This window comes from Sphaerisporangium flaviroseum (assembly GCF_039537005.1).
GTDB lineage: Bacteria > Actinomycetota > Actinomycetes > Streptosporangiales > Streptosporangiaceae > Sphaerisporangium > Sphaerisporangium flaviroseum.
Genome location: NZ_BAAAZR010000001.1, coordinates 997,832 through 1,020,413 on the forward strand (window position 1 = coordinate 997,832; position 22,582 = coordinate 1,020,413).

Sequence of the window (22,582 nt, forward strand, 5' to 3'; positions counted from 1 at the left end):
GCAGGACCGGTGGCCTGACCTTTCAGCTCAGCGGGACTTGGAGTCACAAATCGTTTAGCATCGCTATATGTTGGATCTCCACCGCTTGAAGGCCCTGCACGCCGTCGCCGTGTACGGGTCGGTCGGCGCCGCCGCCGAGGCGCTCATGGTGACCCCGTCGGCCATCTCCCAGCAGATCGCCAAGCTGGAGCGCGAGACGGGCTCCACGCTGATCGAGCGCAACGGGCGCGGGGTGAAGCTGACCGACGCCGCCGGGCTGCTCGCCGAGCACGCCGAGCGCATTCTGGCGCTGGTCGAGGTGGCGGAGGCCGATTTCGAGGCCCTGCGGGGGACCGTCGTCGGGCGCCTGTCGATGGCCGCGTTCCCCACGGCCGCCCGGGGCCTGCTCCCCGGCGCGCTCAGGGAGCTCAAGCGGCGCCATCCGGAGCTCGATCTGGTGCTCTACGAGCGCGAGCCCGAGCGGCAGGTCCGCGAGGTGGCGCGGGGTGAGATCGACCTGGCTCTGGTCCAGGACTGGCTGAACCGGCCGATGGCCATTCCCGAAGGGCTCTCACGCGCCGTTCTGCTCGACGACGTCGCCGACGTGGTCCTGCCCGCGGACCATCCCCTGGCCGACCGGCGCGAGATCGACCTGGCCGAGCTGAACGACGAGCGGTGGATCAGCTCCTCACCCGGCACCGTCTGTCACGACTGGCTCGTCTTCACGCTGCGCACGGCGTCGCTGGAGCCGGAGTTCTTCTGCATGGCCGACGAGTACCCCACGCAGATCGCGCTGGTCGGCGCCGGTCACGGCTGTGCCATCGTGCCGCGCCTCGGCAGGGCCGCCCTGCCCCCGGACGTCAGGGCCGTGCCGATAAGGCCGCGGCCCACCCGCCGCATCTTCGCGCTCTGGCGGACCGACGCGGCCAGGCGCCCGGCGATCCGCGCGGCCGTCGAGGTGCTGCGGCAGATGAGCCCGCCCACCGAGTCGATCCCGGTCCCCGGCGATCTCGAGGTGACCGCCACGTCCCGTCACGCCGTGCCCCAGCTTGGCCAGTAGGCTGGTGTCCGTCATGACTGAAAGCACCGTTGTTCACCTGCTCCGCCATGGAGAGGTACACAATCCAAAGGGCCTGCTCTATGGCAGATTGCCCGGATATCACCTTTCGGAGAACGGCCGATCCATGGCCGAGATGGTGGGCAAGGCGCTGGCGAACCGCGACATCGTCGCGCTGTACAGCTCGCCGCTCGAGCGTGCCCAGGAGACGGCCGCCCCCATCGCCCAGACCTTCGATCTGCCGATCCAGACCGATGACAGGCTGATCGAGGCCGAGAACGTCTTCCAGGGCATGGTCATCGGCAGCATGTTCCGTACTCCCGGCAACTACCGGCACCTGTGGAACCCCAGGCGCCCGTCGTGGGGCGAGCCGTACATCCAGGTCGTCAGGCGGATGCGGTCGATGATCGACGACGCGCGTGCGGGAGCACGCGGGCACGAGGTCGTCCTGGTCAGCCACCAGCTTCCGATCTGGATCATCCGGCTGGCGGCCGAGGGCCGCAGGCTGACGCACGACCCGCGCCGCCGGCAGTGCGAGCTGGCGAGCCTGACCAGCTTCACCTTCGAGGGCGACCGGCTGACGAGCGTCGGTTACAGCGAACCGGCTGGTGCGCTCATCAAACCGCCTAAACTGCTCAAGCCAGTCAAACGGCGGTAGTCACCCGACACCGCCCCAGGCTCCGCCCCGATTTCGAGGGCGTGCCCGGAGCTGGGTAGGGTTTGAAGCTCTACCGGTTGTAGTGCAAGGAGACCCGACTCCGTGTCCGCGAAGTCACGAGCCCTCGTCACCATGGCCCTCGCCATGACGGTTCTCGCGGGCTGCGCGGGAAGCCAGGGATCAGAGCCGCAGTCCGGCGACACCCGCTTCGTCGCGGGTGACGGCGCCGTGCAGGTCTTCCCGGCCGCTCAGCGGCAGGCGGCCCCGGCGATCCAGGGCGAGACGCTGGAGGGCACCACCACGAGCCTCGCCGAGCACAAGGGCGACGTCGTGGTGCTCAACTTCTGGGCGTCGTGGTGCGCGCCCTGCCGCAGCGAGGCCCCGACGCTCAAGGACATCGCGGCCAAGACCAAGGACCGCGGCGTCCGGTTCGTCGGCGTCGACTTCAAGGACGACAAGGCGCAGGCCCTGGCCTTCCAGCGCACGCAGAAACCGGGGTATCCCAGCCTGTTCGACCAGCCCGGCAAGGTCGCGCTGGCGTTCCACGGCATGGTCAACCCCGCGGCGATCCCCTCCACGCTGGTACTCGACCGGCAGGGCAGGGTCGCCGCCCGCGCTCTCGGAGAGGTGAGGTACTCCGACCTTCTCGCCGCGGTCACCAAGGTCAGCGATGAGAAGTAGCGGCCACTTCCACTTCCTCGACGGTTCCGACGGGCCGGGCGCGCCGTGAGCGACCTCGCGGGCACGCTCGCGGCCGACTCGCTGCTCGTGGCCCTGCCCGTGGCGGTGGCCGCGGGGCTGGTGTCGTTCCTCTCGCCGTGCGTGCTGCCGCTGGTGCCCGGCTACCTGTCGTACGTCAGCGGCATGAGCGGCGATCCCCGGCGCGGGCGCATGGTCGCGGGCAGCGCCCTGTTCGTGCTGGGCTTCTCCCTGGTCTTCGTGCTGGGGGGCGCCCTGTTCGGGGGCCTGGGCGCGCTGCTGTTCGGCAACGCCGAGGTGATCACCCGCGTGCTCGGCGCGCTGACGATCGTGCTGGGCCTGGCCTTCCTCGGCCTGATCCCCGGGCTCCAGCGGGACGTGCGCGTCCACCGCTTCCCGGCAGCGGGCATGGCGGGCGCGCCCCTGCTGGGCGTGGTGTTCGGCCTCGGCTGGACGCCGTGCATCGGCCCGACGCTCTCCGCCGTGCTCACGCTCTCCCTCGACCAGGCCAGCGCGGTGCGCGGGGCGGTGCTGGCCTTCGCCTACGCGCTGGGCCTCGGGCTGCCGTTCATCCTCGCGGCGCTGGCCTATCGTAAGGCGCTCCACGCGTTCAAGGCGGTACGCCGCCACTCCCAGCTCATCACCCGGATCGGCGGGGCCATGCTGGTCCTGGTCGGCGTGCTGCTGGTGACCGGCCTCTGGGGCCAGATCATCGCGGGCATGCAGGGCTGGGTGGGCGGATTCGAGCCGGTGATCTGATGACGTTGACCGACGAAGTCCGAGCCGACCCGGTGCGCCCGGCCGGTTTCGGCCCCATGGGATGGCTGCGCTGGGCCTGGCGGCTGCTCACCTCCATGCGTACGGCGCTGATCCTGCTGTTCCTGTTCGCCCTGGCGTCGGTGCCCGGGTCGCTCTACCCGCAGCGGTCGATCAGCCCCGAGAAGGTCGCGCAGTACTTCAAGGACAGTCCCGGCCTGGCGGCGTGGCTCGACCGGCTGTGGCTCTTCGACGTCTTCACCTCGCCGTGGTTCGCGGCCACCTACCTGCTGCTGTTCATCTCCCTCGCCGGATGCGTCATCCCCCGCGCGAACGCCCACCTGCGCGAGCTCAGGCGCACGCCACCGGCGGCCCCGCGCAATCTGTCCCGGCTTCCCCAGCACGCGACCTTCGCCGCGCCGGGAGCCACGGTCGAGGTGCTCGCCGCGCGGCTGAGGAAGAAGCGGTTCCGCGTGGTCACCGGTCCCGGCTGGGTGGCCGCCGAGAAGGGCTACCTCCGCGAGACCGGAAACCTGCTCTTCCACGGCGCCCTGCTTGCCCTGCTGGTCGCGGTCGCCGCGGGGGGCTTGTACGGCTACCGCGGCAACGTGCTGCTCGTCGAGGGGAACGGCTTCGCCAACACGGTGGCCGCCTACGACAGGTACATTCCCGGGCAGAGGGTGCCGGCCGAGTCGCTGGAGCCCTTCTCCTTCACTCTGGAGGACTTCCAGGCCACCTACGTGGCCACGGGGGAGCGGCGCGGCCAGCCGCTCGACTTCTCCGCCAGGCTCAAGGTGGCCGACCGCCCGGGAGCGCCCGAGCGCCCGTACGACCTCAGGGTCAACGAGCCCCTGGACGTCGACGGCACCCAGACCTACCTCATCGGCCACGGGTACGCCCCCACGTTCAAGATCCTCGACGGGAAGGGCCAGGTGGCGTTCGAGGGCGCGGTCCCGTGCCTGACCGCCGACCAGGCGACCTACACCTCCGAGTGCGTGATCAAGGCTCCGGACGCCGAACCCGACCAGCTCGGGTTCCTGGTGCGTTTCCTGCCGACGACCGTGCGGGCCCAGGACGGTTCCTACCTCTCCGTCTTCCCGGGAGCGGCCAATCCCACCGCGCAGGTGTTCGCCTTCTCCGGCGATCTGGGGCTGAGGTCCGGGAAGCCGCAGTCGGTCTACCAGCTCGACACCAAGAACCTCAAGCCCCTGGTCATGGGGGTGAACACCAAGCCGCTCGGTGTCGGCGAGACCCTGCCGCTGCCCGGTGGGGCCGGGTCGATCCAGCTCACCGGCGTGCGCGAGTGGATCAGCCTCCAGATCGCCTACGACCCCGGCCGCGTCCCCGCACTGCTGGCCGCGGGCCTCTCCGTGCTCGGGCTGGTGCTGTCGCTCACCGTGCGGCGGCGCCGCATCTGGGTGCGGCTCAAGGAAGGCCAGGACGGGGCCCCCGCCGAGGTAGAGGTGGGCGGGCTGACGCGCACCGAGGGCGGCGCGGGTTTCACCGAGGAGTTCTCCCAGATCGTCACGGCCCTGCGTGGACCCGAGGCCGGCGAGACCGCATCGCGTCAAGGAGTAAAGGATGCCCACTGACGTCAACTTCGGGCTCGCCACGCTCAGCGACCAGCTGATCCTGGCGACCGTCCTGCTGTACGTCCTGGCCATGATCGGCTACGCCCTGGACCTCGGCTTCGGCCGTGTCCAGGCTGCCGCTCCGGCCCGCGAGCTCGTCACGGCCGGCGGTGGTACGCCTGTCGCCGAGGCGGGCGACGTCCAGACGCCCGGCGCCCGCGCGGACGGGTCAGGCACGGGGGCGGACGACGCCGTGGGCGTGCCGCCCGCCGTCCGGCAGCCGCCGGCCTGGGCCGCCCGAGCGGCCACCATCGCGGTCGCGCTGAGCTCACTGGGCTGGGCCACCAACCTCGGTGCGCTCATCGCCCGGGGCGTCTCGGCGGGCCGCTGGCCGTGGGGCAACATGTACGAGTTCGTGGTGGCGATCTGCTTCGCCGCCGTGACGGCCTTCCTGGTGATGCAGGCCCGCCAGCCCGTGCGGTTCCTCGGGGCCTTCGTGTCGGTCGCGGCGGCGCTCGGGCTGGGCTTCGCCGTCCGCTACCTGCATGTGCAGGCCGGGCCCGTCGTGCCCGCCCTCAACTCGTACTGGATCGCCATCCACGTCACCGCCGCCATCTTCGCCAGCGGCCTGTTCATCGTGGCCGGGGTCGCGGGGATCCTGTTCCTCACGCGCGGAGACGGGCCGTCACGGCTGCCCGGACGTGAGGAACTGGAGCGGGTCGCCCACCGGGCCATCGTGATCGCCTTCCCCATCTGGACGTTCGCCGTGATCGCGGGCGCCCTGTGGGCCGACAAGGCGTGGGGCCGCTACTGGGGCTGGGACCCCAAGGAGGTCTGGGCGTTCATCACCTGGGTCGCCTACGCGGCGTACCTGCACGCGCGGGCGACCGCCGGGTGGCGCGGCAGGGCGGCCGTGATCGTCCAGCTGATCGCCTTCGGCTGCCTGCTGTTCAACCTGATCGGTGTGAACATCTTCCTGTCCGGCCTGCATTCGTACGCCCAGGTGCCCTGAGCCCCTAAGCGTCCCCTGACCGCTCGGCACCTCCCTTAGGGACGCGCACAGCGCCCCCGTGGTCGCCCCTTTCGGGGGCCACGGGGGCGCTGTCGTTGTCCGCCGGGAACGCCCGCCGGAGGGTCAGTCGTCCTCCTTGCGGAGGCGCCGGTCTAGGTCGCGGAGGAAGTCGGGGTCGTCGTCGGGTCCACGGGGCATGACGGGCCGGGGGCGGCCGGTACGGCTCATGCGCTGCCGTTGTACGGCCTGCTCGCTCTGGGGACGTCCCAGCAGCAGCCACAGCAGGCCGCCGAGGTCGAGCAGGAGGACCACGATCAGAACCCACAGCAGCTTCGGTAGGTTACGAACGTCCTCCTCCGGGGTGGTGATCACATCGAACAGGCAGTAGAGCCAGAAGGCCAACAGCGCCAGGCCAAGAAGCACGCTAGGCATGTCCGCAGCGTAAGCCATCCGACGGGAGATCGTGTTTTCGGGGCGTTCCACGGCCCCCCGGATCCATCCCCATAGGACATTCCAGATGACTTCCCGCGCCGCCTCGTCGTACCGTGGACCGTGACCACGCTTCGCGGACGGGAGAGGTGCGTGCTGATGTTCGCGCTCGCTCGGACCCCCTGGCCCTCGCTTTGACGGCGTACTCCGGCGACAAGGGTCGCCATCGGAGAGGGCCACGCTGGCGGCAGAAGGCGCCGTACACCTTCCCCCATCGCGGAGAGATCTCCCGGGAGGGAGGCGCGGAGCCGCCGGACGGCAGGCGCCCGGAGGGCCCGGCGGAGCGCCGGGGTGACGCTTCCCGCGACGGCCGCACCGACGTGGGCCGGGTCGATCCGCGCGACCGTGGCGACTACCGCGACAGCGGGCGCAGGGCGAACCGCCGCGAGAGCCGGGCCGACGCCTTCTGGGAGGGCGAGCAGCCACGCGTGGACGCGATGCGGGCCGTGACCGCCCCCGTGGTCGACCGGCCGCAGTACATCTGGCGCGACTTCGAGCTGGACGACGAGCTGCCCCTGGCCCAGCCCAACTCCCCCGACACCCCGGACATCCGCGACGGGCTTCGGCACTGCGGCCCGCTGGAGCAGATCCTGTACCGCCAGTGGGACGCCGCGGACGGCCCGCCCTCGGCGGACGCGGTCCGCGCCGTCGACAGCCTGGCCCGGCTGCCGGAGCGCCTCAAGGCCCTTCTGGCGGTCACGCTCGACGGCATCTACGTCGGGCCCGGCGGCGTGCCCGATCTGGACGACATGGGCTATCTCCGGGGCGCGCCGCTCCCCTCGGGTAAGGCGACGTGGGACGTCTGCGCCGGCGCGTACGGCGATCGCAAGATCGTGGTGGGGGACCGGCCCTCGCCCACGCCCGACGTGATGATGCACGAGACGGGGCACGCCCTTGACGACATCGACGCTGCGCCTGGTCAATGGGTGTCCGACTCACCCGAATTCATCGCTCTGTATGACGAATGCGGACCCTTGTTCGCCTCGGCGTTCCACAAGCAGCCGGGTGGCCTCGGCCGCAAGGAGTTCTTCGCCGACGCCTTCGCCGCCATCGCCTCCCGGCAGCGGCCGGCCCTGGTCGACATGCTCAATGGAGACACGCGCGCCGCGCTCAATGTCATGCTCTTCTTCAACCGGCGCTACGGAATCTAGGTGATCCGCCATGTACGTCATCCGGCTCGAGGACGGCACGTTGCGGATACCGCATTCCCTCACCAGTGGCGACGGGCGTCTGATCGGCAACGCCTACGTGGAGCTCGCGCCGAGCGATCCCGACTACGAGCGCTGGCTGCCCGAGTCGATCACCGAGGAGCAGGAGGCCGAGCGGCGCAGGCGCTGGCAGGAGGAGAACGACGATCTGGAGCGCGAATTTCTGGCGTTCAAGGAGTCACAGGCCAACTCCGAACGCTGAGCGCCTCGTGAGCGGGCCCACGCCTCCGGATCACGGAAGCGGAGCCCCCCACAGGCTCGGCCGGCAGCGAAGATAGATCGCACCCGGAATGCCATTAAAGGACGGGCAAAAAAGAACAGTGACCCTGCGGCTTCCGGGGGCACGCAGGATCACCGGGTGGTGCATGGCGGCTTCGAGTTCGCCGTGCCCCTCGATGGTCGCCAGGGACGGCGCGCTCTCACCTGTACATCAGACACGCGGTGAGTCGCCGCTCGGCCGTTCGGCCGTGAGGACTTCCTCGCCGCGCAGGAGAGCGTGCACTTCCGACTCGCGGAAACGCCGGTGCCCTCCGGGGGTACGGATGCTGCTGATGCGGCCTGCCGCTGCCCAGCGTGTCACCGTTTTTGGATCGACCCGGAAGAGGGCGGCAACCTCTCCGGGGGTCAGCAGACGTTCGCTGCTACTCTCCACAATCTCTCCCCCTCGCATCCCGCATCCTGAAGCGGGCGGACAGGTATCCAGTTTGCCGAGCGAAATCTGATATATCCGTGATTTACAACGAAAGATCACGGGTTGTTATCAGCTGACTGCCCGTTTGTTATATGATAGAGCCTCTTTGGGGCGCTCGTGGGTGTTTCTTTACAAAAGCGCCGTGTTGGGAACACTAGCAGTGCTCGCTCCCGATGCGAAGTGAGCGGTGTAAAGCTCCACGGACGAAATCGATCTCCACCAGTGGTGGCCCGCAGACCGCTCCACCGGCCGGTGGCGTAGCCTCGACACGTGCGACCGTTTCTCGTTTACACCGCGTCACGACTTGGTCTGTTCGCCGTCACCTTCGGCGTGCTCTACCTGATCGGCCTCCACAACGCCTTCTGGCTTATCGCGATCAGCTTCGTGATCAGCGGCATAGCCAGCTACGTGCTGCTGTCGAAGCAGCGAGACGCGGTGAGTGAGCAGATCAGCAAGGGCCGCAGGTGACTAGGAGAGCGGGAACATGCCGACCCGGGCATGGTACTCGTGTCCGAGGTGCGTGGTGTCGCTTCCGACGAGAAGGCCGCCTTTGTGCGCGAGGAACGCTTTGACACCGATGCCCCGGACGCGAGTTGGGTTCCATGTGAGTGCTCTGCCGGTCGTGGGGTCGATCGCCCCAATGCCCGGACGCGCCACCGCGCCGCGGCCCGCCGAGTCCGAACCCCGGGGATTGTTCAGCCACCGCTGATGGCCGCCGACGTAGATCGCGGCACCGGTCACCGCCACCGAGTACAGCGAGTCGCCTCCGGTGAAGTTGACCCATGTGGGCTTGACGGTGTCGGCGCGCGAATAGGTCTCGAAGCGGGCGGCCGAATCGCACAGTTTGCGTGAGCCCTTGGCGCCCCCTGTCGTCACGACGACGAAATACTGCCCGTCGGGTGAGAAATCCAGCCCGCGAACGTAAGAGGGGAACACGTCCTTGCACCGGGCGGCGTAGGCCTCGGTGTGCCAGCCGGTCACCGAGGGCCGCGCGGCGCCGATGTCGATGAGGCCCACCTGGGGGCGGCGCAGCCCGTCCAGGGTGGTGAAGGAGCCGTCGACGGCGAGCCGGTCGCGGCCGGCGGCCATCGCGTAGACCTTGAGCGCGCCACCCAGTCCCCCGCCGGGGGTGACGGTGAAGGCCGGGTCGACCGCTCCGGTGCGGGGGTCGACGCGGGCGAGAGCCGTGCGGCGGGTGCGGCCGATGCCGGTGAAGTCGCCGCCGACGTACAGCTTGCCGCCGTGGAGCACGAGGCTGGAGACGTCGCCCCCCTGTACCGGCGCGGAGAACCCGGCGACCGGAGAGCCGTCGGCCAGCGAGAGGCGAGCGAGCCCGCGCCCGGTCCTGCTCCCGGGCCCGCCGGCGGAGAAGAAAGCGCCCCCCACGAGGACCGAGCCATCGGGCCCGGCGGCCAGCGCGTGGACCGGGCCGTCCGGTTCGGGCGCGAAGCGACGGTCGATCTTGCCGGTGGCGAGGTCGAAGGCGAACAGGTTGCTCCTAGAGAGCCGGGTCGATCTGCCCGCCTCGCGCACCTCGCTGAACGAACCTCCCACCACGACGGTGCCGCCGATGAGGGCGAAGGCGTTGACGATGCCGTCGAGGACGTGGGGCGTGGTGCCGACGGGGTCGGCGGAGACGACGCGCGCGTGCGCGACCTCACCCGCGGAGGCGGGGGCGAGGGGAAGGACGGCGAGCACCCCCGCGAACAGAGGCGCCGCCATGACGGTCGATATTCGGGTCGATTTACGGGAAAACATTTCCCAAGTCCTAGCATACGGATAGTAATAACGCCGCTACTTTGGGTCGATCAACGCATGCGCACTAAGCTTGTCGGTATGACGCGTGCATCCCTGGACAAACAGCCGCACGAGGTCGCGGCGATGTTCGACCGCACCGCCCGGCGCTATGACTTGGTAAACGATGTGCTCTCTCTGGGTCAGGATCGTTTCTGGCGCAGGGCCACCGCATCCGCGGTGGACGCCGGCCCCGGTGAGCTCGTCCTCGACCTCGCGGCCGGCACCGGCACCTCGACCGAGACCTTCACCGGCCTCGGAGCGCGGGCGATCGCGTGCGACTTCTCGCTCGGCATGCTGCGCACGGGCGCGCAGCGCCGGGGCGGTTCGGGCCTGCATGGAGGGGGAGTGCGCGGGGTCACGTTCATCGGTGGCGACGCGCTGAAACTTCCATTCGCCGACGACACCTTCGACGCCGTGACGATCTCGTTCGGGCTGCGCAACGTCAACGACACGGTGGCCGCGCTGCGCGAGATGCGGCGGGTCACCAAGCCCGGCGGGCGACTGGTGGTGTGCGAGTTCTCCAAGCCCACGGTGAAGCCGTTCGAGTTGGTCTACTCGCAATATCTCCTGAAGCTGCTGCCCCCGGTCACCCGCGCCGTCAGCTCAAATCCCGACTCCTACGAGTACCTCGCCGAGTCGATCCGCGCGTGGCCCGACCAGGCCGCTCTCGCCCGTCTTCTCCAGGAGGCGGGCTGGGAACGTGTCGAGTGGCGCAACCTCTCCCTCGGCATCGTGGCCCTCCATCGGGCTGGTAAACCGACAGGTGGCAAGTAGGTAAGCTCCATCTGACATCGGGCAGGGAAAAAGGGCTAGACTTCCGCCGACAAGTTTGTGAAGTAGTTCACAAAGGAACGAAGGCCCCAAACCCCAAGGCCCTCGACACCCAGGACAGGACAGGTCCCGTGAGCGAGTCAGCCCCCGCGGCGGACGCCGACGTCATCGTCGTCGGCGCCGGTCCCGCGGGTTCGACCACGGCCTTCTACCTCGCGCAGGCCGGCCTCGACGTGCTGCTGCTGGAGAAGACCCGATTTCCGCGCGAGAAGGTGTGCGGAGACGGGCTGACGCCGCGTGCCGTCAAAGAACTGATCGCGATGGGCGTCGACATCGACGCCCCCGGATGGATACGCAACAAGGGGCTCCGCGTCGTGGGCGGTGGCCTGCGCCTGGAGCTCGCCTGGCCGGAGCTGTCGAGCTATCCCGACTTCGGCCTGGTGCGCACGCGGCTCGACTTCGACCAGATCCTCGCGTCCAACGCCGAGCGCGGCGGCGTCACCCTGATGCAGGGCGTCAACGTCACCGGTCCCGTGCTCGACCCCCGCGGCGGTCACATCGTCGGCGTGTCCGCCAAGAAGGACGGTGAGCCGGTCACCTTCCGTTCGCGCCTGGTCGTGGCCGCCGACGGCAACTCCACGCGGCTGTCGCTGGCGATGGGGCTGCACAAGCGCGCCGACCGCCCGATGGGCGTCGCCGTGCGCACGTACTACACCAGCCCCCGGCACGACGACGACTGGCTGGAGTCGTGGCTGGAGCTGTGGGACACCGAGGAGGACGGCCGCTCGCGGCTCCTGCCCGGATACGGCTGGGTGTTCGGCGTCGGCGACGGCACCAGCAACGTCGGGCTCGGCCTGCTCAACACCAGCGAGGCCTTCCAGAACCTCGACTACCGCGACCTGCTGCGCCGCTGGGTCAAGAACATGCCCGCCGAGTGGGGGTTCTCCGAGGAGAGCATGACGGGCCCGATTCGCGGAGCGGCGCTGCCCATGGCCTTCAACCGGCAGCCGCACTACACCCGCGGCCTGGTGCTGGTCGGCGACGCGGGCGGCATGATCAACCCCTTCAACGGCGAGGGCATCGCCTACGCGATGGAGACCGGCCGCATCGCCGCCGACACCATCGTCTCGGCCCTGTCCGGCACCACCCCCGCTCAGCGGGAGCGCGTACTGCGCGCCTACCCGAAGACGCTCAAGGACGCCTACGGCGGCTACTTCACCCTCGGGCGGCTGTTCGTCGAGGCCATCGGCAAGCCCGGTGTGATGGGATTCCTCACGCGGCACGGCCTGCCACATCCCACTCTGATGCGGTTCGCTCTGAAACTCCTTGCTAATCTCACGGACCGGCAGGGCGATGCGTCAGACCGGATCATCAACGCCCTGTCCAAGGTCACGCCGCCGGCATGACACAGCACCCAGAACGAAGATCGATGATCGACCTGCCTAGACTCAGCAACCGACCGACCGACGCTTCAGCGCTCAGAGGGGACGCATAGCGATGGAACTGTATGTGCCTATCCTGGTGCTCGCGGTTCTCGCGGCGGGCTTCGCCGTCTTCTCCGTGGGAATCGCGCCTTTCACCGGCCCCAAGCGTTGGAACCGGGCCAAACTCGACGCCTACGAGTGTGGCATCGAGCCCACGCCGCAGCCCGTCGGCGGCGGTCGGTTCCCCCTGAAATACATGATCACCGCGATGCTCTTCATCGTGTTCGACATCGAGATCATCTTCCTTTACCCGTGGGCGGTCGCGTTCGACAACCTCGGAGTCTTCGGGCTGGTCGAGATGGTGCTGTTCATCGTCACCGTTCTGGTCGCATACGCCTACGTCTGGCGCCGTCGCGGCCTGGACTGGGACTGAGAGGCAGCGTGCCGGAGGCGCGCGAGAGGAAGCAGTGAGATGGGTCTCGAAGAGAAATTGCCCAGCGGGTTCGTCCTGTCCACGGTGGAGCAGGCGGCCGGTTGGGCGCGCAAGAACTCGGTCTGGCCGGCCACATTCGGCCTGGCCTGCTGCGCCATCGAGCTGATGGCCACCGGCGGTCCGAACCACGACCTCGCGAGGTTCGGCATGGAGCGCGCGTCCGCGTCTCCGCGCCAGGCCGACCTCATGATCGTGGCGGGCCGGCTCTCGCAGAAGATGGCGCCGGTGCTGCGGCAGATCTACGACCAGATGGCCGAGCCGAAGTGGGTCATCGCGATGGGCGTCTGCGCCTCCAGCGGTGGCATGTTCAACAACTACGCGATCGTGCAGGGCGTCGACCACGTCGTGCCCGTGGACATCTACCTGCCCGGCTGCCCGCCGCGCCCTGAGATGCTCATCGACGCGATCGTCAAACTCCACGACAAGATCCAGAACACGAAGTTCGGCGCTCACCGCGCCAAGCAGATCGACGAGCTGGAACTGCAGGCTCTGCGGTCGCTTCCGCTCATCGATCAGGGGACCTCGAAATGAGCACTGACAACCTTCCCGGAGTGCCGGAGGAGCCGGTCGCCCGCCTCGGCATGTTCGGCGCCGAGGACACCGGCGACACCTCCGGTTACGGCCGGCTCGTCGTACGCCGCCCGCCGAAGCTGTCGAGCGCCAAGCCCTACGGCGGCTACTTCGACGAGGTGGCCGACGGCCTGGAGCGGGCGACGGGGGACGCCTACACCGACATGGTCGAGCGCGTGGTCGTCGACCGCGGCGAGCTGACCCTCCATGTCGCGCGAGAGCGCGTGGTCGAGGTGATGAGCCACCTGCGCGACGACGCTGCGCTGCGCTTCGAGCTGTCGCTGGGCGTCTCGGGCGTGCACTACCCCGAGGAGACGGGCAGCGAGCTGCGGGCGGTCTACCACCTGTGCTCGATCACCCATAACCGGCGTGTCCGGGTCGAGGTCTCCTGTCCCGACGCGGATCCGCACATTCCCTCCACCGTTTCGGTCTACCCGACCCACGACTGGCACGAACGCGAGACCTACGACTTCTTCGGGATCGTGTTCGACGGTCATCCGGCGCTCACCCGCATCGAGATGCCCGATGACTGGGAAGGCCACCCGCAGCGTAAGGACTACCCGCTCGGCGGCATCCCGGTCGAGTACCGCGGCGCCACCATCCCCGCGCCGGACCAGAGGAGGTCGTACGCATGACCGCCATCCACGACGGTGAGACCGCTCACACCGAGCAGGACGCCACCGAGGGCAAGGTCTACAGCGTCAACGGTCGGGACTGGGACGAGGTCGTCGCCGCCGTCGCCGACTCGCCGGAAGAGCGCCTGGTCATCAACATGGGCCCGCAGCACCCCTCCACCCACGGTGTGCTCCGGCTCGTGCTGACCCTCGACGGCGAGAGCGTCACCGAGGCCCGTGTGGGGATCGGCTACCTGCACACCGGCATCGAGAAGAACATCGAGTACCGGACGTGGACCCAGGGGGTCACGTTCGTCACCCGCATGGACTACCTGTCGCCGATCTTCAACGAGGCGGCGTACTGCTTGGCGGTGGAGAAGCTGCTCGGCATCACCGACCGGATCCCGCTGCGCGCGCAGACCATCCGGGTCATGATGATGGAGCTCACCCGCATCTCCTCCCACCTGGTGGCCATCGCGACCTTCGGCCTGGAGCTCGGCGCCACCACGCCGATGCTGTTCGGCTTCCGCGAGCGCGAGATGGTGCTCGACCTGTTCGAGTACATCACCGGCCTGCGCATGAACATGGCGTACGTCCGGCCGGGCGGCGTCTCGGTCGACCTGCCCGCCGGCGCCGTCGACAAGATCGGCGAGTTCCTCAAGGTCATGCCCGGACGCATCAAGGAGATGCGCAAGCTCCTCGACGAGAACCCGGCCTACGTCCGCCGCACCAAGGACGTCGCCTACCTCGACCTCACCGGCTGCATGGCCCTCGGCGTCACCGGGCCCATGCTCAGGGCGGCGGGCCTGCCGTGGGACCTGCGCAAGTCGCAGCCCTACAGCGGCTACGAGACCTACGACTTCGAGGTGCCGACCGAGACCTCCTGCGACGTCTACGGCCGCTACCTGGTCCGGGTGGCCGAGATGGAGGAGTCGCTCAAGATCATCAGCCAGTGCCTCGACCGGCTCTCAGGCTCCGAGCTCAAGGGCAAGCCGGTCATGATCGAGGACAAGAAGATCGGCTGGCCCGCGCAGCTCGCGCTCGGCCCCGACGGTCTCGGCAACTCGCCCGACCACATCGCCCACATCATGAGCTCCTCGATGGAGGCCCTGATCCACCACTTCAAGCTGGTGACCGAGGGCTTCAGGGTTCCGGCCGGCCAGGTGTACGTCCCGGTCGAGTCGCCACGCGGGGAGCTGGGCGCGCACGTCGTCAGCGACGGGGGCACCCGTCCCTACCGCGTACACTTCCGCGACCCGTCGTTCACGAACCTGCAGGCGGTGCCCGCCACCTGCGAAGGCGGCATGCTTGCCGACGTCATCGCCGCGGTCGCATCGATCGACCCGGTCATGGGAGGTGTGGACCGGTGACGACCTACTCGCCGGAAGTCCGCGAGCGTCTCGAACGCGACGCGAAAGAGATCATCGGGCGCTACCCGAAGACCCGCTCGGCGTTGCTGCCGCTGCTGCACCTGGTGCAGTCGGAGGACGGCTACGTCTCCGACGCGGGCCAGGAGTTCTGCGCGGAGATGCTCGGCCTCACGAAGGCCGAGGTCACGGGCGTGTCGACGTTCTACACGATGTACAAGCGCAAGCCTGCTGGCGAGTATCACGTGGGCGTCTGCATCAACTCGCTGTGCGCGATCATGGGCGGCGACCAGATCTGGGAAGAGCTGTCCGAGCACGCCGGCCTCGCCAACGGCGAGACCAGCGCGGACGGCAAGATCTCGCTGGAGCGCATCGAGTGCAACGCCGCCTGCGACTTCGCGCCGGTCATGATGGTCAACTGGGAGTTCTTCGACAACCAGTCCCCCGACTCCGCCAAGCAGCTCGTCGACGACCTGCGCGCCGGCAAGGAGGTCACGCCGACCCGCGGCCCGCAGCGCCTGTGCTCGTTCAAGGAGGCCTCGCGCGTGCTCGCCGGCCTGCCTGACGGCCAGGCCGGCGAGGGCCCCTCGGCCGTGGGCCCCTCGATCGAGGGGCTGAAGATCGCCAAGGCGAACGGATGGACCGCACCGAAGGGGGCCTCGGAATGACGACTCTGACTCCGGTCCTCACCGCGAACTGGGATCGGGCGGACTCGTTCACCCTCCAGGGATACGGCGAGTACGAAGCCGTGAAGAAGGCGCTCGGGATGGAACCCGACGCCATCATCAAGGCGGTCAAGGACTCGGGCCTGCGCGGCCGTGGCGGCGCGGGGTTCCCGACCGGCATGAAGTGGGGGTTCATCCCGCAAGGCGACGGCAAGGCCCACTACCTCGTCGTCAACGCCGACGAGTCGGAGCCGGGCACCTGCAAGGACATCCCGCTCATGATGGCCAACCCCCACTCGCTGGTGGAGGGCTCCATCATCACGGCCTACGCGATCAGGGCCAACCAGGCGTTCATCTACATCCGCGGCGAGGTGCTCCACGTCGTGCGCCGCGTGCAGGCGGCCGTCCGCGAGGCGTACGAGAAGGGCTACCTCGGCACGGACATCCTCGGATCCGGCTACGACCTGGAGCTGGTCGTGCACACCGGCGCCGGCGCCTACATCTGTGGCGAGGAGACGGCGCTGCTCGACTCGCTGGAGGGCTACAGAGGTCAACCTCGGCTCAAGCCCCCCTTCCCGGCGGTCGCAGGTCTTTACGCCTGTCCCACTGTCATCAACAACGTCGAGTCGGTCGCCAGCGTTCCCAGCATCGTCAGCAACGGCGCCGACTGGTTCGCCTCGATGGGCACCGAGAAGTCCAAGGGCTTCGGCATCTTCTCCCTGAGCGGCCACGTCACCCGGCCCGGTCAGTACGAGGCGCCGCTCGGCATCACCCTGCGCGAGCTGCTCGACATGGCGGGCGGGGTCAGGGCCGGCCACCGGCTGAAGTTCTGGACGCCGGGCGGATCCTCCACCCCGATCTTCACCGACGAGCACCTCGACGTCCCGCTGGACTTCGAGTCGGTGGGAGCCAAGGGCTCGATGCTCGGCACCCGGGCCCTGCAGATCTTCGACGAGACGACGTGCGTCGTCCGCGCCGTGCTGCGGTGGACCGAGTTCTACGCCCACGAGTCCTGCGGCAAGTGCACCCCCTGCCGGGAGGGCACCTACTGGCTCAAGCAGGTACTCCGGCGGCTGGAGAAGGGTCAGGGCACCGAAGAGGACCTGACCACGATCACGGACATCGCGGACAACATCCTGGGCCGGTCGTTCTGCGCCCTCGGTGACGGCGCCACCAGCCCGATCCACTCGTCCGTGAAGCACTTCCGCGACGAGTACCTCAAGCACTTCGAGATCGGCGGATGTCCGTTCGATCACGCCGCGTCAACTGTGTGGGGCAAGGCATGACAGTACAGACAACCTCGGCGGGATCGGTCGAGCAGCCGGTGGACATGGTCACCCTCACCGTCGACGGCTTCCAGGTCAGCGTTCCGAAGGGAACGCTGATCATCCGGGCTGCCGAGCTGCTGGGCATCCAGATCCCGAGGTTCTGCGACCATCCGCTGCTCGAACCGGCGGCCAACTGCCGCCAGTGTCTGGTGGACATCACCGACGCCGGCAACGGCCGCGGCTTCCCGAAGCCGCAGCCGTCCTGCGCCATCGAGGTCGCCCAGGGCATGGTCGTGCAGACCCAGCTCACCTCGCCGGTCGCCGAGAAGGCCCAGCGCGGTGTCATGGAACTGCTGCTCATGAACCACCCGCTCGACTGCCCGGTCTGCGACAAGGGCGGCGAGTGCCCCCTGCAGAACCAGGCCATGTCGAACGGCCAGGGTGAGACGCGGTTCCAGGAGAGCAAGCGCACCTTCGAGAAGCCCATCCCGCTGTCCAGCGAGGTCCTGCTCGACCGCGAGCGCTGTGTCCAGTGCGCCCGCTGCATCCGGTTCTCCGATGAGATCGCCGGCGACCAGCTGATCGACTTCTTCGAGCGGGGCGCCGCCGAGCAGGTGGGCGTCGCGAACGGCGAGCCGTTCCAGTCGTACTTCTCCGGCAACACCATCCAGATCTGCCCGGTGGGCGCGCTCACCGGCGCCGCGTACCGCTTCCGCGCCCGGCCGTTCGACCTCGTGTCCACGCCGAGCGCCTGCGAGCACTGCGCGAGCGGCTGCGAGCTGCGCACCGACCACCGGCGCGGCAGGGTCACCCGGCGCCTCGCCGGTGACGACCCCCAGGTCAACGAGGAGTGGAACTGCGACAAGGGCCGCTGGGCGTTCGCCTACGCGACCCAGCCCGACCGCCTGCAGTCGCCGCTCGTCCGCGACGAGGAGGGCTACCTGCGGCCCGCCTCCTGGCCGGAGGCGCTCAGCGCCGCCGCCGAGGGGCTCGCCAGGGCACGCGGCAAGGCAGGCGTGCTGGTCGGCGGCCGGGTGACCGTCGAGGACGCCTACGCCTACTCCAAGTTCGCTCGCATCGCCCTTGGCACGAACGACGTCGACTTCCGCTCCCGCCCTCTGTCGGCCGAAGAGACCGCCTTCCTCGCCCACGCGGTGGCGGGCAAGGGCATCGAGGTCTCCTACACCGACCTTGAGAAGGCCCCGGCCGTGCTGCTGGCCGGGTTCGAGCCCGAGGAGGAGTCGCCGATCGTCTTCCTGCGGCTCCGCAAGGCGGCGCGCAAGCGCGGTCTGAAGGTCTTCGCGCTCGCGCCGTTCGCCACGGCCGGTCTGGCCAAGATGGGCGGCACGCTCATCCGCACCCTTCCCGGTGCGGAGGCCGAGGCGCTTGGCGAGCTGGTCGCCGGCTCGTCGGCGAGCGCCGCGGCGCTCAAGCAGCCCGGAGCGATCATCATGGTGGGCGAGCGGCTCGCCGCCTCCCCCGGCGCCCTGTCCGCCGTCCTGCGGCTCAGTGCCGCCTCGGGCGCGCGCCTCGCCTGGGTGCCCCGGCGTGCCGGTGAGCGCGGCGCCGTCGAGGCGGGCGCGCTGCCGAACCTCCTTCCGATCGGCCGCCCGGCCGGTGACCATACGGCCCGCGCCGAGGTCGCCCGCGCCTGGAACATCTCGGGCCTGCCCGAGACGCCCGGACGCGACACCTCCGGCATCCTGGCCGCCGCACTGGCAGGGGAGCTGGACGCTCTGGTGGTCGGTGGGGTCGACCCCTACGACCTGGCCGACCCCGAGGCCGCCCTGACCGCCCTGGAGAACACGCCGTTCATCGTCTCGCTCGAGATGCGCGCCAGCGCGGTCACCGACCGCGCCGACGTGGTGCTGCCCGTCGCGGCGGTCTCGGAGAAGAGCGGCACCTTCGTCGACTGGGAGGGCCGAGGCCGCTCGTTCGAGCAGGCCATCGAGGTGCCGGGCGTGCTGAGCGACCTGCGCGCGATCAGCGCGCTCAGCGACCACATGGACGTGCACCTGGGCCTGCCCGACGCCGCCGCCGCGCGCCGCGAGCTCGCCGCGCTGGGCGCCTGGCGCGGGTCCCGGCCGAACGCCCCCAGCGTGACCGGGGGCAGGCACGCCGACCCCGGCGCCGGCGAGGCCATCCTCGCGACCTGGCACCTGCTGCTCGACTCCGGCCGCCTGCAGGACGGCGAGCCCTACCTCGCCGGCACGGGCCGCGCCGTGGAGGCGCTGCTGTCGGAGTCGACGGCCGCCGAGATCGGCGCCCTCGATGGCGGTAAGGTCACGATCACCACGGAGGGCGGCACGGTCACGCTGCCCGCCCGGGTGGCGGAGCTGCCCGACCGCGTGGTCTGGGTGCCGACGAACTCGGCCGGTTGCTCGGTCACCCGCGACCTGCGCGCCGTGGCCGGTGACGTCGTCAAGATCGGGAGCGCTTCATGAGGCCACTGCTCGTCGCCGATCCGGCCGGGCCCACCCTGGCCGACTTCGGCAAGGATCCCTTGTGGATCTCCATCATCAAGGCCGTCTTCATCTTCGTCTTCCTGATGCTGGGCGTGCTGTTCGGCGTGTGGACCGAGCGCAAGCTCATCTCGCGCATGCAGCACCGCTACGGCCCCAACCGCGCGGGCAAGTTCGGCCTGCTGCAGTCGGTCGCCGACGGCATCAAGATGGGGCTGAAGGAGGACATCCTCCCGAGGACCGTCGACAAGCTGGTCTACATCCTCGCGCCGATCATCATCGCGGTGCCGGCGTTCCTGTCGTACTCGATCATCCCGTTCGGGCCGATGGTGTCGATGTTCGGGGTGCGGACGCCGCTGCAGCTCACCGACCTGCCGGTCGCGGTGCTGGTCGTCTTGGCCATGGCGTCGATCGGCGTCTACGGCATCGTGCTCGCCGGGTGGGGCTCGCGCTCGCCGTACGCCGTCCTGGGCGGCCTGCGCTCCACGGCCCAGGTCATCTCGTACGAGATCGCGATGGGTCTGTCGTTCGTGGCGGTGTTCCTGTTCGCGGGCACGCTGTCCACCTCCGAGATCGTGGCCAAGCAGGCGTCCGGCGGCTCCTGGTCCCTCGGCGGCCTCGACATCCCGCTGCCGTCCTGGTACGCGGTGCTGCTGATCCCGTCGTTCCTGATCTACATCATCACGATGCTCGGCGAGACGAACCGCGTGCCGTTCGACCTGCCCGAGGGCGAGGGCGAGCTGGTCGGCGGGTTCCACACCGAGTACTCCTCCTCGCTGAAGTTCGCGATGTTCATGCTGGCGGAGTACGCCAACGTGTTCACGGTGTCGGGCCTGTGCATCACGCTGTTCCTCGGCGGATGGCGTGCTCCCTGGCCCATATCGCTGTGGGACGGCGCGAACGTCGGCTGGTGGCCGATGCTCTGGTTCTTCATCAAGCTCGTGGTGGTGTTCGCCTTCTTCATCTGGGTGCGCGCCTCACTGCCCCGCATCAGGTACGACCAGCTGATGGCCTTCGGCTGGAAGGTCCTCATCCCGCTGAACCTGGCGTGGATCCTGCTGGTCGCCACCGTTCGCGCCACCCGGATCGCCGGGGACCAGAGGACTCTGGTGCTGGTCATCGCGGCGATCGTGGTCGTCGGAATCCTCGCGATCTACTTCCGCTTCGACACGGTCAACCAGCGCCGCAGGGAGACCAAGGCGGCGGAGGTGGAGGCCGACTACGAGCAGTTGCGCGCCGAGCCCACCGCCGGTGGCTTCCCTGTCCCGGCGCTGGACCTGCCGCACTACCACGGCGTCAACGGACGCAAGGAGGTCCCCAGTGGGACTAACTGATTTCCTGAACCCCGTAAAGGGCTTCGGCGTCACCTTCCACCACATGTTCAAGAAGCCGGTGACGGTGAACTACCCCGAGGAGAAGCGGCCGACCGCGCCTCGGTTCCACGGTCGCCACCAGCTGAACCGCTGGCCGGACGGCCTGGAGAAGTGCGTCGGGTGCGAGCTCTGCGCCTGGGCCTGCCCGGCGGACGCGATCTTCGTGGAGGGTGCCGACAACACCGACGAGGAGCGGTACTCCCCGGGCGAGCGGTATGGGCGGACCTACCAGATCAACTATCTGCGTTGCATCTTGTGCGGTCTGTGCATCGAGGCGTGCCCGACACGCGCGCTCACGATGACCAACGAGTACGAGCTCGCGGACACCAGTCGTGAGAGCCTCATCTACACCAAGGAGATGCTGCTCGCGCCGCTGGGTCCTGGCATGGAGTCGCCGCCGCACCCCATGCGCCTCGGCGAGACCGAAGAGGACTACTACCGGTTGGGCCGTAGCAATGGGTGAAACCATCACGTTCTGGGTGCTGGCGGTCGTCTCGGTGGCCGCAGCGTTCGGACTCGTCTTCAGCCGCAAGGCGGTGTACTCCGCGCTCATGCTGGGCGTGGTCATGCTGTCGCTGGCGGTGCTCTACGCCGTGCAGGACGCCCCGTTCCTCGCCGTGGTGCAGATCATCGTCTACACCGGCGCGGTCATGATGCTCTTCCTGTTCGTGCTGATGCTGGTCGGCGTCGACTCGTCCGACTCCCTGGTGGAGACGATCAAGGGTCAGCGCTTCTGGGCGCTCGTCGCGGGCCTCGGCTTCGCCGTGCTGCTGACGCTGGGCATCGGCAACGCGGTGATCGGCGCCCCGGTCGGCCTGGCCGGCGCGATCGCGGGTGAGCCGAACGTCCTCGCCCCGGGCAACGTGCCCGCCCTCGCCCGGCTGATCTTCACGCGGTACGTGTTCGCGTTCGAGGTCACCTCCGCGCTGCTCATCACCGCCGCGCTCGGCGCGATGGTGCTGGCGCACCGCGAGCGCAGCACGCCGAAGGCCACGCAGAAGGACATGTCCCGCGCCCGCTTCCGCACCGGTCACCCGGCCCCGCTTCCCGGTCCCGGCACCTACGCGCGGCACAACGCGATCGACATGCCCGCGTTGCTGCCGGACGGTTCGGTCTCCGAGCTCTCCGTCAACCGGGTCATCGCCCGGCACGACGTCGAGGGCGGCAGGCTGCCCGACAACCCGCGGCTCGCCCAGGCGATCAGGAACGTCGCGAAGGCCAACGTCCGCACGGAGCAGCCGAAGGTCGTCCAGGCCGTCGCCGAGGAGCCGGAAGCCCCCGTCCCGGCGGAGGGCAAGCCGAAGGTCCCCCAGACCGCCGGCAAGGCCGCAGAGGCCCCCGTCGAGGAGGAAGGCAAGTGACCACCCACTACCTGGTGCTCTCCGCGCTGCTGTTCGCCATCGGCGGTGTCGGCGTGCTCGTACGCCGTAACGCCATCGTCGTGTTCATGTGCGTGGAGCTGATGCTCAACGCGTGCAACCTGGCTTTCGTCACGTTCGCCCGGCAGCACGGCAACCTTGAGGGCCAGGTCATCGCGTTCTTCGTGATGATCGTGGCCGCCGCCGAGGTCGTCGTCGGTCTCGCGATCATTGTGACGATCTTCCGAACCCGCAGGTCCGCGTCGGTGGACGACGTCAACCTGCTGAAGTACTAAGAGG

General features: G+C 69.1%; 25 protein-coding genes. 22 read left to right on the forward strand and 3 right to left on the reverse strand.

Going from position 1 to position 22,582, the window contains the following annotated elements; translation table 11 throughout:
* Positions 1–67 precede the first annotated feature (67 nt).
* The 6 genes from ABD810_RS04680 to ccsB all read left to right on the forward strand — a co-directional run bounded on the left by ABD810_RS04680 (position 68) and on the right by ccsB (position 5,732).
* A complete protein-coding gene (locus ABD810_RS04680) occupies positions 68–1,039 on the forward strand; it encodes a LysR family transcriptional regulator (protein WP_344934605.1) in 972 nt (323 codons plus the stop codon).
* A gap of 13 nt (positions 1,040–1,052) precedes the next feature.
* On the forward strand, positions 1,053–1,694 hold the full coding sequence (locus ABD810_RS04685) for a histidine phosphatase family protein (protein WP_344934608.1): 642 nt from the start codon (positions 1,053–1,055) through the stop codon (positions 1,692–1,694).
* Between the two features lie 102 nt (positions 1,695–1,796).
* Positions 1,797–2,375: a TlpA family protein disulfide reductase gene (locus tag ABD810_RS04690; RefSeq protein WP_344934611.1), complete on the forward strand. Its 579-nt coding sequence runs from the start codon at positions 1,797–1,799 to the stop codon at positions 2,373–2,375.
* A 45-nt stretch (positions 2,376–2,420) separates the two neighbouring features.
* Positions 2,421–3,152: a cytochrome c biogenesis CcdA family protein gene (locus ABD810_RS04695; protein WP_344934614.1), complete on the forward strand. Its 732-nt coding sequence runs from the start codon at positions 2,421–2,423 to the stop codon at positions 3,150–3,152.
* On the forward strand, positions 3,152–4,741 hold the full coding sequence (gene resB, locus ABD810_RS04700) for a cytochrome c biogenesis protein ResB (protein ID WP_344934617.1): 1,590 nt from the start codon (positions 3,152–3,154) through the stop codon (positions 4,739–4,741). The genes ABD810_RS04695 and resB overlap by 1 nt, the downstream gene beginning before the upstream one ends.
* On the forward strand, positions 4,731–5,732 hold the full coding sequence (gene ccsB, locus ABD810_RS04705; protein WP_344934620.1) for a c-type cytochrome biogenesis protein CcsB: 1,002 nt from the start codon (positions 4,731–4,733) through the stop codon (positions 5,730–5,732). The genes resB and ccsB overlap by 11 nt, the downstream gene beginning before the upstream one ends.
* A gap of 123 nt (positions 5,733–5,855) precedes the next feature.
* Here the strand turns inward: ccsB and ABD810_RS04710 are convergent, their stop codons facing one another.
* Positions 5,856–6,164 (reverse strand): PLDc N-terminal domain-containing protein, encoded by a 309-nt coding sequence (locus tag ABD810_RS04710; protein WP_344934622.1) that lies wholly within the window; start codon positions 6,162–6,164, stop codon positions 5,856–5,858.
* A gap of 146 nt (positions 6,165–6,310) precedes the next feature.
* Between ABD810_RS04710 and ABD810_RS04715 the strand changes: the two genes are divergently transcribed.
* Positions 6,311–7,372: a hypothetical protein gene (locus tag ABD810_RS04715; RefSeq protein WP_344934625.1), complete on the forward strand. Its 1,062-nt coding sequence runs from the start codon at positions 6,311–6,313 to the stop codon at positions 7,370–7,372.
* Between the two features lie 10 nt (positions 7,373–7,382).
* On the forward strand, positions 7,383–7,631 hold the full coding sequence (locus ABD810_RS04720; protein ID WP_344934628.1) for a hypothetical protein: 249 nt from the start codon (positions 7,383–7,385) through the stop codon (positions 7,629–7,631).
* 228 nt (positions 7,632–7,859) lie between these two features.
* Here the strand turns inward: ABD810_RS04720 and ABD810_RS04725 are convergent, their stop codons facing one another.
* Positions 7,860–8,099 (reverse strand): BldC family transcriptional regulator, encoded by a 240-nt coding sequence (locus tag ABD810_RS04725; RefSeq protein ID WP_189165217.1) that lies wholly within the window; start codon positions 8,097–8,099, stop codon positions 7,860–7,862.
* A gap of 291 nt (positions 8,100–8,390) precedes the next feature.
* On the opposite strand from ABD810_RS04725, the gene ABD810_RS04730 reads away from it, so the two are divergent.
* On the forward strand, positions 8,391–8,588 hold the full coding sequence (locus ABD810_RS04730) for a DUF4229 domain-containing protein (RefSeq protein ID WP_344934634.1): 198 nt from the start codon (positions 8,391–8,393) through the stop codon (positions 8,586–8,588).
* On the opposite strand, the gene ABD810_RS04735 is transcribed toward ABD810_RS04730, so the two are convergent.
* Positions 8,589–9,842 (reverse strand): Kelch repeat-containing protein, encoded by a 1,254-nt coding sequence (locus ABD810_RS04735; protein WP_344934636.1) that lies wholly within the window; start codon positions 9,840–9,842, stop codon positions 8,589–8,591.
* 114 nt (positions 9,843–9,956) lie between these two features.
* Here ABD810_RS04735 and ABD810_RS04740 point away from each other — a divergent pair, with 114 nt between their 5' ends.
* The 13 genes from ABD810_RS04740 (at position 9,957) to nuoK (ending at position 22,578) form a co-directional block, all read left to right on the forward strand.
* The gene (locus tag ABD810_RS04740; RefSeq protein WP_344934638.1) at positions 9,957–10,691 is read left to right on the forward strand and encodes a demethylmenaquinone methyltransferase; all 735 of its coding nucleotides are present in this window, start codon (positions 9,957–9,959) and stop codon (positions 10,689–10,691) included.
* Between the two features lie 128 nt (positions 10,692–10,819).
* A complete protein-coding gene (locus tag ABD810_RS04745) occupies positions 10,820–12,094 on the forward strand; it encodes a geranylgeranyl reductase family protein (protein WP_344934640.1) in 1,275 nt (424 codons plus the stop codon).
* 91 nt (positions 12,095–12,185) lie between these two features.
* Positions 12,186–12,545, forward strand: a complete 360-nt coding sequence (locus ABD810_RS04750; RefSeq protein WP_344934643.1) for an NADH-quinone oxidoreductase subunit A — start codon at positions 12,186–12,188, stop codon at positions 12,543–12,545.
* 39 nt (positions 12,546–12,584) lie between these two features.
* Positions 12,585–13,136, forward strand: a complete 552-nt coding sequence (locus ABD810_RS04755; protein ID WP_344934646.1) for a NuoB/complex I 20 kDa subunit family protein — start codon at positions 12,585–12,587, stop codon at positions 13,134–13,136.
* Entirely contained in the window at positions 13,133–13,810 is a 678-nt protein-coding gene (locus tag ABD810_RS04760) for an NADH-quinone oxidoreductase subunit C (RefSeq protein ID WP_344934649.1), read from the forward strand. The genes ABD810_RS04755 and ABD810_RS04760 overlap by 4 nt, the downstream gene beginning before the upstream one ends.
* Positions 13,807–15,159, forward strand: a complete 1,353-nt coding sequence (locus ABD810_RS04765) for an NADH-quinone oxidoreductase subunit D (protein ID WP_344934652.1) — start codon at positions 13,807–13,809, stop codon at positions 15,157–15,159. The genes ABD810_RS04760 and ABD810_RS04765 overlap by 4 nt, the downstream gene beginning before the upstream one ends.
* Positions 15,156–15,824: an NADH-quinone oxidoreductase subunit NuoE gene (gene nuoE, locus ABD810_RS04770; RefSeq protein ID WP_344934654.1), complete on the forward strand. Its 669-nt coding sequence runs from the start codon at positions 15,156–15,158 to the stop codon at positions 15,822–15,824. The genes ABD810_RS04765 and nuoE overlap by 4 nt, the downstream gene beginning before the upstream one ends.
* A complete protein-coding gene (gene nuoF, locus ABD810_RS04775) occupies positions 15,821–17,107 on the forward strand; it encodes an NADH-quinone oxidoreductase subunit NuoF (protein WP_344934656.1) in 1,287 nt (428 codons plus the stop codon). The genes nuoE and nuoF overlap by 4 nt, the downstream gene beginning before the upstream one ends.
* Entirely contained in the window at positions 17,104–19,533 is a 2,430-nt protein-coding gene (locus tag ABD810_RS04780; protein ID WP_344934657.1) for an NADH-quinone oxidoreductase subunit G, read from the forward strand. The genes nuoF and ABD810_RS04780 overlap by 4 nt, the downstream gene beginning before the upstream one ends.
* Entirely contained in the window at positions 19,530–20,885 is a 1,356-nt protein-coding gene (gene nuoH, locus ABD810_RS04785) for an NADH-quinone oxidoreductase subunit NuoH (protein ID WP_344934659.1), read from the forward strand. The genes ABD810_RS04780 and nuoH overlap by 4 nt, the downstream gene beginning before the upstream one ends.
* Positions 20,872–21,387, forward strand: a complete 516-nt coding sequence (gene nuoI, locus ABD810_RS04790) for an NADH-quinone oxidoreductase subunit NuoI (RefSeq protein ID WP_344934661.1) — start codon at positions 20,872–20,874, stop codon at positions 21,385–21,387. The genes nuoH and nuoI overlap by 14 nt, the downstream gene beginning before the upstream one ends.
* Positions 21,380–22,285, forward strand: coding sequence for an NADH-quinone oxidoreductase subunit J (locus tag ABD810_RS04795; RefSeq protein WP_344934663.1), 906 nt, complete (start codon positions 21,380–21,382; stop codon positions 22,283–22,285). The genes nuoI and ABD810_RS04795 overlap by 8 nt, the downstream gene beginning before the upstream one ends.
* Positions 22,282–22,578 (forward strand): NADH-quinone oxidoreductase subunit NuoK, encoded by a 297-nt coding sequence (gene nuoK / locus ABD810_RS04800; RefSeq protein ID WP_184978609.1) that lies wholly within the window; start codon positions 22,282–22,284, stop codon positions 22,576–22,578. Before ABD810_RS04795 ends, nuoK begins: the two co-directional genes overlap by 4 nt.
* Positions 22,579–22,582 lie beyond the last annotated feature (4 nt).